Source organism: Microcoleus sp. AS-A8 (assembly GCA_039962225.1).
Taxonomy (GTDB): Bacteria; Cyanobacteriota; Cyanobacteriia; order Cyanobacteriales; family Coleofasciculaceae; genus Allocoleopsis.
The window spans coordinates 1-12,212 of sequence record JAMPKV010000006.1; the positions used below are offsets into that span (position 1 = coordinate 1).

Consider the following 12,212-nt stretch of genomic DNA (forward strand, 5'->3'; position numbering starts at 1 on the left):
CAGAACCAGAACGTTGTTTAGTGGGTAAATTAAATATTCCCGGTGCTTATCAATTACTAACGGGGCAGCCTTTACTTAATATTCAAGCCGCTGCTGTCCGTCCACAAATTGTTTTGCCAGCAAACAGCAATTCTTTCCCAGATAGTTTCGAGTCTGCGCTAACCGACTTTTCTCAACCTCTCAGCGAGATTCACTCTCCTGCACCCTCTCAACTCATCACCGCCTCAGCCACACTTGCAGACATCTCCCCTGCCTCCTCCTTGCCCGATCTCCCCCTCTCCCAATCTCCCCCTCTCCCCCTCTCCCTTTCCCCTTCCACCATCACACCCAGCGCCGTCTCCAGCAAAGTCTACGTCCTCGGCACCCTCGGCTACGATTTCGGCTCCGAAGCCCGTCGCGACACGTTCAAGCAACAGATGCCCTCCGTCAGCATCAATGGCGTTTTAGTTCCTGCCAATCCTTACGATGCCCGCCAGATGGTGAATCACCTAGAGTTAAGCCCTGCTGAAGGTAAATCTCTCATCTGGACGCTGAATCAGGAACTCACGCCCATCTACGCGCTAGAACCTCAAAAGGCTTTTGCCAGTGAAATCTATGCTGTCTTTGGGATGTTGCTGGCTGGACAAATTCAGCCCGCAGAGAGCGATGATTATATCGAGCGAGTAAGTATTCCGGGCAATTTGACCGATCGCACCGTGGAACTATTTTCCGGGCAGGTTGTTCCTGTCCTGGCACTGCCAAATATTAGAGGGATGTACGGTTGGCAAGTTAATGCCCTTGTCGAAGCAGCCGTTACCACTGTCAGCCCTGAAGCCAACGAACCTGATGGTGTGGCAATGCGGCGTTCCCTCAAGAGTTTTCTGCATCGCATCTACTACGACTTGCGAAACTTAGGACATCTCGATCGCGATCGCGCCCTCAATTTTGCAGCCACTAACGCCTTTCAAGCTGCCTCCACCTTTGCTGAAGCGATTAATAGCGGCATGGGACTAGACAGCATTGAAGTTGAAAAAAGCCCCTTTTGTCGCTTGAATAGTAATTGTTGGGATGTGAAACTGAAGTTTTTCGACTCAGAAAACAGCAGTCGCGCCAAAAAGGTGTATCGATTTACGATCGATGTTGCCAATCTCATGCCAGTCACTTTGGGCAAAGTGCGATCGTGGTCAGTTCCGCGTTAGCGATACTACTTGCATTGGTTTTTCCAATGTTAAGGAATATTTTGCCAACAGTGTCTAAAGATATATGTTTCCTTCAAACGTCCAGTCAGTATAGCTCTAGACGTAATGCTTTGATGCGATGACTCATTCACCTTGGACTTTGGACAAAGCAGAAGTGTTCGCGATTGGTGTGCGCAAACTTTTGTCAACCTAATTAGGTAGTACTAAAGCGTGTTAGGCGGCAGTTAGCTTTTTTTGCCTTCTTTTTTTGTCTTTTTTGACTATTTTGTGTCTGGGGCGAGGAGTTTGAAACTCCCCATGAGTTCTTCCCGGTGAAAAACCTCTGTGTTTGGGAGATAAGGCAGGTGTACCAATCTGGCTGGATATAAGTTCGGTCTTCTAGAGTCCTAGCATAAGGGCGCGGTACACGAGTAACATCCAGACCGAATAGATAAAAATTTCGTTGTTTTGGTGAGGGGATGACAGAGGCAATTACTTCTAGCAATGACTGTTGTTGTTGTCTTAAAAGATAGGCACTGACATTATCTGATAGTCACCCCACTTGAAGCTTGAGTTGATTATCATTACCAACAACGATTTGACGTGTAATCATAAACTGTCCAGAGTCGGGGTGTAAATAAGTTAATTTAACATGTTGTACGTCTTTGTTTGTCCAAAGTCCAAATTCACCGTTAATCCCTCCCAACTTTGATCGCATTGCCTGCCATGTCTCAATCTACTACTGTAGTTGTCGGATGCGATCGCCCTAGATATGTGATTATGGCGTTTCAATGACAGCAGTTGTTATCCGCTTCACAGTCTTTGCCCAGCCCCTAGCTTCATAGCCTCCCATCAGAAGCCAACGAATCCATTCAACCGAAGGACTTGCTTGGCTTCTCCACCCTGGCGCTCTTGGATCGAATTCGTTATTTTCAAAAAAATCCGATATTTCATCAATATCTTTGAGAGTTATTGGGCTTGCCTGAGCAAGAGCTTGAGGTAGCCTAAATTTTTCCCTACCTCCATACTTCTCATATAGATAGATTCCTAACTGCGCCGCCTCCTGTACCGACACTGGCGGAATCAAGCTAACTTCTTCCTCTTGGCTGCCGTTCGCTTCTTCCTCCTTGCGACTGGCGAGTAAGAGCATCAAGGAGAGGGCTGCAATGTGGATTTGAACAGTACTAGATGCAAGCATTTTAGCTACCGGGATGACGATTCAAAGAGCATAACGTAAGCGAAGCTAAACTCTACAGGACTTTTGTCGTTTCGCCATCGTAGCAAACGGCAGAAAACAATGGGGACACTCTCCTTGCACCCATAACGCAGGAATTGGGAATGGAGTCTCACAGTTAGTGCATTTCCCTAACAAGCGCAACTGGTGGCGATCGCACCCCCATCGCTCCTTAAATTGCCACTCAATCCGATGATAGGGGTTCTCCGCATAACAAACCGCACACAAAAGAATGGGTCTTGGCTTCATGGTTGTGCCGGGGGGTGGCAGCATCTCGGCGAGTCGGGTTGCATCCACTCGAATTAGCTTCCCCAATGCTTCCAATTCTTCAGAGGAGGGAAACGGATTGAAATATAGTTTTTCCCATCTTCCCAAGATTCCACCAAGCTCGGTTAGTTTTCCCAATGAATAGGCGGAGGGAAGGCTGTTCGCCTTGAATCGCCGCAAGCGTCCTAAATAATGACTAATGCTCTCGCCTTCGTAAGGTTCAACATAGCCTAACCTTGGTAAGCTTTCATCTACTTCCTGCATTCGAGTCTTGTGCCAAATAAAGTTTTAGGACTGCTAGCTAGCAACAACCGAGCAATCCTCACTGTCATTTGTTGGTTTAGGGGGAACATATTTCATGCCATATCGATTTGCAATGTTCTTCAAAATCCCTTCATCAACTCTGCCAAAGCCTTTTTTAAGCGAGTGTAAAACCGCCTTCGTCAAAATCTTGATTAAGATACCTATACGGGCTTCCGTACTGATGGCTAGAGTTTCAAACATCGTTCCTTTCGTTAAACAAGATGCTTCCGGTAGGGCAAGGATATCAAGCTCGATAGTCCGTAAGGTTTTTCTCAAGTCTTCGTAGTTGAGTTTCTCAAACTCGAATAACGTTGGAAAGCAAGTTAGTAAGTCGAAGCAATCCAATTTGCTGTCTACTTCCTGTCCTCCAACTAAAACAATAGGAACCCCAGACTCATCAAAAAGCTGCTTCAGATCGAGTAGGGCTTCTCGTTGAAGATTGTCTGCATTGTCAACGATGACTAGTTCAATGCCAAATAGCTCAAGGCTACCTGCCAATCTAGGACGCAAATCCTCCCGCTTACCGTTGGCTGCTGCATGATTAATGTCCTTGAGAATTTGTGTAAATAATCGTTTGGAACTCGATTCTGACCACGCTCTCACATAAGAAACTCGTTTGCGATCCTCTTCTCGATAGTGGATTGATGCACGGCTTTTGCCGACATCCCTCGGACCAATAACACGACCACATTGTTTAAGGAACCGCAGTTCATCCAACCATTTGAAGTAGTCAGAAGAGCGATCGGTTGGAATAAAACCCGTTTTGAATAGCTCCTCTATTTCAGCAGCCTTGGCAAGTTGAGCGGTTAAATCTAACTGAGGAGCCAAAACTTCAACAGGTGTCTGAGTTACAAGTTGCGATCGCGCCATAGTCACCAGATCCTTTTCAATTTGCTTTGACGATTAGAAATTATCAGCCGATGCCTCTCCTGCTCTTGAGCATCAGATGTAGAGGGTAATGTTTCTTCGGGTTGTGGTTCTGGTTGTTGAGGCTTGATTTGTTCCCTGGAAATCCGTTCTGGCAAAAGTTCAAGCGGCTCATTTTTCTTTGAAGAGGTTGAAGCCCTATCCTGACGTAACTTGACGACATTTGAGTCTTTTTTGGAGGCTTGCCGTAACTGTTTTTGTTCAGCTCGCTGCCTGTCCTTTTTGTCCTGTTTACGTTCCTCAACAAGTTTCTTCCGTTTGCCTAGCGCCAGCAGAGCATCATAGTTTGAATGTTCCTTACGAGCTTGGCTTCGCTCTTTGTTGAGCCTTTTCAACTCATCCAAACTCAAATCCTGACTATCCAGGTTTATCGCATGAGCATATCCCAGAAAATCTCCCAGCTTGTCATCCGTTTCGTTGCTGTAGACACACAACGTCAGGATATTGTCAGGGTCGTATCGCAATGTGACGTATTTGCCGCTATGTTGCCTGAGTGATTCTCCTCGATAGGTCAGATTCTTAAATTGGACAGAGCCATGAGCTTGAACAACTCGCTGAGTCTCTTGCATTAGACAAATATCTAGTTCTCGCTCGTCTGGCACTTCAGGTAATTTTCCACCCATTCCTTTAAACCATCTCTCAAACCTTGTATCCTTAGGGTCTTTGGGATATGGCTGGTGGTTATAGTCATCGCAGAAGAACCCAGCTAGGATTTTATCCAAATCGTGAATGGTCAAGCAGGCTTCCTTTTCTGCCTGCTCCGGGCGCTCCTGAACATTTGGACCTGTGTAACCAGGGAGTCCCTTGAGAACCTGAGTATTGATGGTTTTGAAAACTCGTTCTACAATCCCGCCTTGAGGAGGGCGATCGCGCAGTTCGCACTGGAAACCTAGCTTCTTACCAATGGCTTTTAGATGCTTTGAGCGAAAATCCTTCCCACCGTCAGTAAAAAAATATTGGAGCGGAGAGCCACCTATCTCCCACGGTTTTCCAAGCTCATATCCAGAGGGATAGTTCTTGGGTAAGATGGCATGTCTTAAAGCCAGAGCTACCTCATCAGAACCTGGTTGCTTTCTCCATAAGTGATAACCAAGAACGCAGCTTGAGAAAGTGTCTACGACAGTAGTTAACCAAGGTCGCTCAGGTAATAGCACGCCATCACTATCGACGATCCGAATATCCAGCTTTGTGTGGTCACATTGGACGATTTGGTTGCTAAACTCCGCCTTCAATAGTTGTCCAGTTCTTGTCTCAACTGCCAGCCAAGAGCCTGAACCCGGATTTCTAACACGCTTTTTCCGGTTTTGATGCTCAATTAAGGGCTTCAACACTCGATAGATCGTGGCTGGATGGGGATAGTCACCCTCTTCAATCCCAAGCTCAACGATTGCGTGTCGCTTCACTTCACGAACGACTTCTGCTGGAGATAGTGGATGTTTATCCTTAATACTCTTCTCATAACTTGTCTTAACAAATTCTTCCCAGTATTCACTGATGCGATGCTTCCCCTTATCTGAGCGTTGCGCTCCTGTTGTCTCTGGCAGCTCATCTTTGATGTATTGCTTGAGGAGGCGCTCTACCTGCCGAGTAGAAATATTTAGGGTATTTGCGATCACCTGCTTCCTTTGAGACTTAATCGTGCGATTCGGAGATTCGGCAAGCCATTGAACGAGATTAAATTTAAGTTTGTGTTTATCAGCCGTTTCTCGAAGAATTTGTGAGGGATCGACTTGAAAATTACTCTCACCGAGGTAGAGAGTATCTAAATCTTGTGTCAATTCTTCTGTCAGTTCAGATGGGTCGTCTAGCATCGAGGAGAAGAGCATCCATTCTGAGGAGCAGTAAAAATGTACCATTACTCCGGAAAAATAGCTAGACAATACGACACTCAATTTGCGAGGTCACCAAATCAAGAAAAACGACAATTTATTTGCGAATTAAGATTTTCGACATGGAATATGCGAAATCGACCCAATTGTCGCTCTTGGGCTTGAAAAGCTTGGAAAGCTTGTGATGAAAAGCTTTCACGGATTTAAATTATATATGTCGCGCTCTTGAAGTGCGACATTTAATTTGCGAATGTACATATGTCAATTAACACTTTATGTGTTCGCCGTTAACACATTGATGTCGCTTGCCCTAACCCATTAACGGTTAACAAATTAGTGCTGCTAATCCGAATTCGATTCAGATTTTTCCTGGAAAGTGAGCTATGCTCAGTTACTCCAGATTGTAAAGTAGGCACTCCTTTCAACCCTCTTTTGCTAAATTTGTGGCACTTCTCATCATCATTTCCAGACGTGTCTATCAACCCTCCCTATTAAGGGAGGGTTGATGAAACCGCACCCACTGAAACCCTTATCTACACAAGCTGAAAATACATTGCTGACGTGTTCGTGCCACTGAGGTTCATTTCCGCCCCTACCCAAACGCTTCAATCTCTGCCTTTCCTCCAGGAAGGTCAGATCCGACGACATAAAAATCTTGCGGATAGATCCAGTGACTGCCTAAAGGACCGTGAATTTGAATTCCGGTCATAACGGCATACTTAAATACTGAGCAATCTAGGATGTTTAAGAGGTTTTTGACATCATCAGAAATAATTCGAGACGCCAATCTCGTAATTTCTATCAAATCGGGTTTATCCCCATAGGTAAGGGTCGAAAGAATTTTCTGCCGGATAATTGTTTGTTCAATATCCTGCATATCCATTTCTAGTTTTAGGTGACCAGATGCCAGTTCTTCGACAACTGTTTCTAATGCTCCACAAGCATGGGAAGCTTTTTGAAGGCCATCTCTATAGACCTTACCAACATCACCATGTCTAGAAATGGCGATGTGGGGCATGGCATAGAAGGTAAAGCGACGAATACCATCAACGATGGGGGTATGGTCTGTCGCGGCAGCTAACCCAGTTTTCCCCATCATGACGAACCCGGCTAAGCTGCAACAATTAAAGGTTTTCCCCCAGTATCGAATCACCTCAGTGAATAGCGGTTCAGCGATTTCATCTCGACAAATTGCGATCATTCCCATCGTGTTCTCGTCACAAAAACCGTAGGCACTCAGACTCTGGAAAGTCTTTCTCATGTACTTGGTCATGGGTAATGCCCCTGGAAAGTGCGTAGAGAGCGTTTGATGAAATGCTGGAAACACGTTAGGGTCATATCCATTGAGCATTTGCGGGATAGTTTCACCAAGCTGATTGACAGAACCCTGAGTCATCTCCTACATCCTCCTAACTAGCTTGCGAAACTGTTGTTGACTAGCTTAACGTCACCCATCCTTGAGGATTCGGCCAATATTATCAAATTGAGGCGAATTTGCGATCGCGCCAGTTGGGGTGTGGTGAGGCGCGAGTCGCTTTGGTGTGTTGCTATGACTGGACGGAGTCTTTAAAGTCTGAGCTAGAAGTGGAGTTAGAAAAAGCTGTTAGAGAGAATCAGGCGCAGATACAAAAACAACCCCCGCCATCTGATGAGAAGCAGGGACGTTGAATTTCGTTAATGCTCTAATACCTTCTTTTCCCCCACAGGCTGGAAGCCTGGGGCTACACAAAACATAGTCCTCGTATGATCTCCGGACCTACGCGGGCTAGAGAACAAGGAGTAATACCAACCGGAGTTGGTATTACAAGCTTCTGCGAAGAATTCTTTCAGGAGATTTACTCCATTAGCGGAACATACTACTTACAGAGCTGTCCTCATGGATACGCCAAATGGTTTCGCCCAGCAAGTTAGCCACCGAAAGCACCGTTAACTGTGCAAAGCGCTTTTCTTCCGCAACGGGAATTGTATTCGTCACAATGATTTCTTCCAATATCCCACTCGAAAGGCGCTCGATGGCTGGAGGCGAAAAGACGGCATGAGTCGCGCAGGCATAGACTTGGCGTGCGCCTTCCTTCCGCAGTATTTTCGCTCCCTCACAAATGGTGCCCGCGGTATCAATCATGTCGTCTACCAAAACGGCTGTTTTGCCTTTGACATCCCCGATGACATTCATCACTTCCGCCACATTGTGTGCCTGCCGACGCTTGTCAATAATCGCTAGGGGAGCATCATTTAGCTTTTTGGCAAAAGCCCTGGCTCTAGCCACACCCCCCACATCAGGTGAAACAACCACGATGTCAGAAAGTCGTTTACTTGCCAGGTAATCTAGCAGTACAGGTGAGCCGTAGACATGGTCAAAGGGAATGTCAAAGTAGCCTTGAATTTGGGCAGAGTGCAAATCCATGGCTAAAACTCGACTGGCACCTGCCTCCGTAATCAAGTTAGCAACCAGCTTCGCCGTAATCGACTCGCGCCCAGCCGTTTTGCGGTCTGCTCTGGCATAACCATAGTAGGGAATTACGGCAGTAATTTGCCGCGCTGATGCCCGACGGCAGGCATCAACCATAATCAGTAATTCCATCAGGTGAGCGTTTACCGGTTGGCACGTTGGCTGAATCAGGTAAACATCACAACCCCGAATGGATTCCTGAATTTGAATATATAACTCTCCATCTGCAAATTGTTTGCGAACCATCGGTCCCAAATCCATCCCCAGATAACGAGCCACTTCTTGTGCAAGTGGAACATTCGCAGAACCTGAAAACAGTCGGAGACGATTATTGTCCGCAATTGGCGGCAGCATGGGCTGAAGCGTTAAAGTTGCAGAACGGCTCACAGCAAACCCTCGAAGCTCATTTGATTGCAATCTTATCATTCCCAGTTATAAACACTTGTAAGAATTTTTAAAAAAGTTGTACTGATGAGAAGGATAGGCATTCATTTAGATAGATGAAAGCTAATTAATCAGCATAAAGAAATAAACTTTAATTTTTTTACATAAATACAACTTGTAAAACACGTAAAAAGTCCCTGTGTGGCGTACTATATCCACCCCAAAAACAGGCTATAGCTATTCCTTTACACGGACTTGGACTCGAACTCAGAAAAAGTCGTGAGTTAGATTTCTGGTGAGTCAATTGAAAAAACAAATCTCACGGAAAATTCAGCTTTTACAGGAATTGACGCATGAAAAATTGAACGACCAGAAGTCGGAAGTAAAGATACAAAAATAGCCATTGGTTTCTAGGTTAGGTTGCTCTAGAAAAGGCTGATGGCTACCTAGGCCAAGTTGTTTGAGTCGTGAGTCGCAAAGTAGTCTGCCGACACACAGACGAGTGTAGTAAGTCAAAAAAGCTTAAGGCAGCTTTATAGTGTATCACTACATTTCTCGTTTGGGTAGCTTTCGTTCAGCTAGAGGGGTAGGCTTTTTTCACAAGCGCTGTTTTCGCTTCAGGTCTTTCTCTATAGATAGAGGAGAAAAATTAAAACTTCACTCGAAAGGAATATGCCCTCATAGGGGTAAAAATGGCTGATTGACTAAAAATAAATTCTTTCTTTATTATTTTTTAACAGAATAATAAAGAAAATTTCTGATAAATATCCTACTGGCGAGTTGGTTTCATTCACGGTACCCTAAGGAAGTGAAGACAGCTAGCTGCTGCACGGAAGGCAAAATCAACTTGCCGTTAGGCGTCCTTCCTCTTTCTGATAAAAACTGGTAGATACGCTCATGGAACCACCGATTCCCTCAGGAACTATTCTGCAAAATCGTTACCACTTGCTCAGTGTTCTGGGTCAAGGCGGGTTTGGTCGGACTTACCTAGCAGAAGATCAAGGGCGATTTAATGAACGTTGCGCCCTCAAAGAATTGATTCCTCCTGAGACAGGAGCGTATGAACTGGAGAAGTCGAAGGAACTGTTCCAAAGAGAGGCAGAATCTCTCTATAAAATTAACCACCCACAAGTTCCCCAGTTCCGAGCCAACTTTGAGCAGGACGGACGGCTGTTTTTGGTGCAGGACTATGTGGAGGGGAAAACCTATCGCGAACTGCTCAATGATCGCAAAGCTCAGACTTATATTCAAAGTACCAATCCGAGCGGGGGAAGCCCAGAGCCTAGCGCTGGCGTCTTCTCAGAAGCCGAGATTCGGCAGTTATTACTCCAGTTAGTGCCGGTGTTGGATCACGTCCATAGCAAAGGCATTATTCACCGAGACATTACACCGGACAATATTATTCGGCGCAACTCGGACGGTTTGCCGGTGCTGATCGACTTCGGCGTGGTTAAGGAACTGGCAACCCGGATTTTCACCTCGGTCGCCTCCTCGGCACCCGTGACAACCGTGGGCAAAGTCGGTTATGCACCCAGCGAACAAATCCAGACGGGTCGGGCTTATCCTAGCAGTGACCTCTATTCTTTAGCGGCTACAGCCGTAGTACTGCTAACTGGCAAAGAGCCACAAGCCCTATTTGATGATAATCAACTCACTTGGAGCTGGCGGCGATGGGCGAATGTGAGTGATGAATTGGCGACGCTTTTGAACCGGATGTTAAGTTATAGACCGGGCGATCGCTACCAGTCGGCAACGGAAGTGGTGCAAGCACTTCAATCCCCCACACCCACCCCCCAAGCGCCTGTCTCCCCCCCACCTCCTCAACGACCTGATCCCAACCTCTCACAAGTCGCTACCATGGCTGTAGGACGCACTCCCGCAGGAGGTGCGGCTGCCAGAACACCACAACGCGGTAATCCGTCAATCCCTGATCCCAACCAAAACACAATCTGGGACAATCCCATGGCTGTCGTCGGGATTGGAATTACGCTGGCGTTGTTAGCAGGATTAGGTTCTTGGGCGCTTTTCAGTTCCCTGAGAAATCAAGGGGACCCTCAAGCCTCTGTAACGCCCACTGAGACAATTGGTGACGAGTTACCAACTCCTCTCATTACGGAAACATTACCGCCGACACCCATCGAAACACTCTCACCGATACCGACAACAACACTCTCACCGATACCGGCAACACCACTCTCACCCGTACCGACAACAACACCAACGCCAACTTCCTTTAGTCGAACCCTAAACGTGCCCGTCGGTAAAACGATCACCACAGCCGGGGATTTAAACGCTAATACAACGGTTAACTACAAGATCCAGGGTGAACAAGACCAACGGCTGACCGCGCAGATTCCGGACGAAGGCGTTTTGATGACTGTACTCGGACCCAATGGAAAGCCTGTGGGCAACCGGGCGACACGGGTGAAGAATTGGGAAGGAACGCTTCCCTTTACAGGAAATTACACCATTCAACTGCGGCCCGTCCAAGGTGTGGCGGATAGCGATTACACGCTAGCGCTGACTTTGGAACCGTCGCCCTCAGCCTCACCGTCACCGTCACCCTCGCCTTCAGCTAAATACGACTCAGAAACAGTCAAGGTGGCAGCGGGTAAAAGCGTGGATGTTTCAGGTAAAACTAGCCCACAACTGATCAAGCGGTATTTGGTGACAGTTCCAGCAGGTCAGGCGCTCACGGTGAAGCCTGTAGAAACTGACGTGAGAATCAATGTTCAATATCCCGATGGAACCGTTCAGCAAAATGCCGCCGGCATCAATTTTGTGCGGCCTGGTAATTATAAAGTTGATGTGATTGCTGGAGATGAGGCAAGCTTTAAGCTAAATCTCAGTCTACAGAACGTGGCTCCGAGTACGACTCCCACCACGACTCCCACCCCGACTCCCACCCCGACTCCCACCCCGACCCCGTAAAGCAACCGTGATTGACCTTTGAACGCACTACTAATTACTGGCACCGACACCGGAACGGGCAAAACAGTTTTGACCTGTGCCCTAGTGGCTTATTGGCAGACTTACCGTCCTCAAGAGAGTTTGGGGGTATTCAAACCCATTCAAACGGGGGAAGGAGATTGTGAGTTGTATCAACAGCTCTTTGACCTCAACCAAGCCCCAGAAGAAATTACGCCCTTGCGCTTCCAGATGCCCGTAGCACCCCCCGTGGCGGCAGAACGGGAAGGACGTACCGTTGACCTCGGTTTAGTTTGGCAGGCGTTTAGTAGCTTGCAGCAGCAGCGTCAGTGGGTGTTGGTGGAAGCCCTCGGCGGACTGGGTTCACCCATCACTCACGAACTGACGGTAGCGGATTTGGCAAGGGATTGGCGGTTACCGGTTGTATTAGTCGTGCCGGTGAAACTCGGTGCGATCGCGCAAGCGGTTGCCAATGTTGCCTTAGCTCGCTCTTGTGGAGTTCAGCTTCAAGGCATTGTTCTCAATTGTGTCCAGTCCTGTTCAGAGGAGGACATCGCCAATTGGACACCCATCGACTTGATTGAGTCTCTGACAAACGTCCCAGTTTTGGGCATTTTACCTTATTTGGCTGACCCCACTGACCTCTCGAAGCTGGCTCAAGTGGCTTCAAATTTAGATTTGGAGTTGTTAATGCCAAGCTAGAAGCAACGCTTACGGCATAGTTGCTTCTACCA

The 12,212-nt window shown here is 47.1% G+C and carries 10 protein-coding genes; 4 read left to right on the forward strand and 6 right to left on the reverse strand.

Annotation, left to right across the window (positions count from 1 at the left end; all coding sequences use genetic code 11):
• Positions 1-1,178: PatA/PatG family cyanobactin maturation protease (locus tag NDI48_10820; protein MEP0831699.1), on the forward strand; the 1,178-nt coding region annotated here is incomplete at its 5' end.
• Between the two features lie 757 nt (positions 1,179-1,935).
• Here NDI48_10820 and NDI48_10825 read toward each other — a convergent pair.
• The 5 genes from NDI48_10825 to NDI48_10845 all read right to left on the reverse strand — a co-directional run bounded on the left by NDI48_10825 (position 1,936) and on the right by NDI48_10845 (position 7,113).
• Positions 1,936-2,355, reverse strand: a complete 420-nt coding sequence (locus NDI48_10825; protein MEP0831700.1) for a hypothetical protein — start codon at positions 2,353-2,355, stop codon at positions 1,936-1,938.
• A 45-nt stretch (positions 2,356-2,400) separates the two neighbouring features.
• Positions 2,401-2,922 carry a TniQ family protein gene (locus NDI48_10830; protein ID MEP0831701.1) on the reverse strand — a complete coding sequence of 174 codons (522 nt, stop codon included), beginning with the start codon at positions 2,920-2,922 and terminating at the stop codon, positions 2,401-2,403.
• A gap of 33 nt (positions 2,923-2,955) precedes the next feature.
• Positions 2,956-3,831, reverse strand: coding sequence for an ATP-binding protein (locus NDI48_10835; GenBank protein MEP0831702.1), 876 nt, complete (start codon positions 3,829-3,831; stop codon positions 2,956-2,958).
• A 2-nt stretch (positions 3,832-3,833) separates the two neighbouring features.
• A complete protein-coding gene (locus NDI48_10840; protein ID MEP0831703.1) occupies positions 3,834-5,744 on the reverse strand; it encodes a Mu transposase C-terminal domain-containing protein in 1,911 nt (636 codons plus the stop codon).
• Between the two features lie 565 nt (positions 5,745-6,309).
• Positions 6,310-7,113 carry a hypothetical protein gene (locus NDI48_10845; protein ID MEP0831704.1) on the reverse strand — a complete coding sequence of 268 codons (804 nt, stop codon included), beginning with the start codon at positions 7,111-7,113 and terminating at the stop codon, positions 6,310-6,312.
• A gap of 98 nt (positions 7,114-7,211) precedes the next feature.
• Here NDI48_10845 and NDI48_10850 point away from each other — a divergent pair, with 98 nt between their 5' ends.
• Positions 7,212-7,385, forward strand: coding sequence for a hypothetical protein (locus NDI48_10850; protein ID MEP0831705.1), 174 nt, complete (start codon positions 7,212-7,214; stop codon positions 7,383-7,385).
• Between the two features lie 175 nt (positions 7,386-7,560).
• Here the strand turns inward: NDI48_10850 and NDI48_10855 are convergent, their stop codons facing one another.
• Entirely contained in the window at positions 7,561-8,520 is a 960-nt protein-coding gene (locus NDI48_10855; GenBank protein MEP0831706.1) for a ribose-phosphate pyrophosphokinase, read from the reverse strand.
• 927 nt (positions 8,521-9,447) lie between these two features.
• On the opposite strand from NDI48_10855, the gene NDI48_10860 reads away from it, so the two are divergent.
• A complete protein-coding gene (locus NDI48_10860) occupies positions 9,448-11,481 on the forward strand; it encodes a serine/threonine protein kinase (GenBank protein MEP0831707.1) in 2,034 nt (677 codons plus the stop codon).
• 18 nt (positions 11,482-11,499) lie between these two features.
• Complete coding sequence (bioD, locus tag NDI48_10865; GenBank protein ID MEP0831708.1) at positions 11,500-12,180, forward strand: dethiobiotin synthase; 681 nt, start codon at positions 11,500-11,502, stop codon at positions 12,178-12,180.
• The last annotated feature ends 32 nt before the right edge of the window (positions 12,181-12,212 follow it).

Bases quoted from the DNA above. Each gene is read 5' to 3' on its own strand.
- NDI48_10825 (MEP0831700.1), bottom strand. From the start codon at position 2,355: ATGCTTGCATCTAGTACTGTTCAAATCCACATTGCAGCCCTCTCCTTG.
- NDI48_10830 (MEP0831701.1), bottom strand. From the start codon at position 2,922: ATGCAGGAAGTAGATGAAAGCTTACCAAGGTTAGGCTATGTTGAACCT.
- NDI48_10835 (MEP0831702.1), bottom strand. From the start codon at position 3,831: ATGGCGCGATCGCAACTTGTAACTCAGACACCTGTTGAAGTTTTGGCT.
- NDI48_10840 (MEP0831703.1), bottom strand. From the start codon at position 5,744: ATGGTACATTTTTACTGCTCCTCAGAATGGATGCTCTTCTCCTCGATG.
- NDI48_10845 (MEP0831704.1), bottom strand. From the start codon at position 7,113: ATGACTCAGGGTTCTGTCAATCAGCTTGGTGAAACTATCCCGCAAATG.
- NDI48_10855 (MEP0831706.1), bottom strand. From the start codon at position 8,520: ATGCTGCCGCCAATTGCGGACAATAATCGTCTCCGACTGTTTTCAGGT.
- NDI48_10860 (MEP0831707.1), top strand. From the start codon at position 9,448: ATGGAACCACCGATTCCCTCAGGAACTATTCTGCAAAATCGTTACCAC.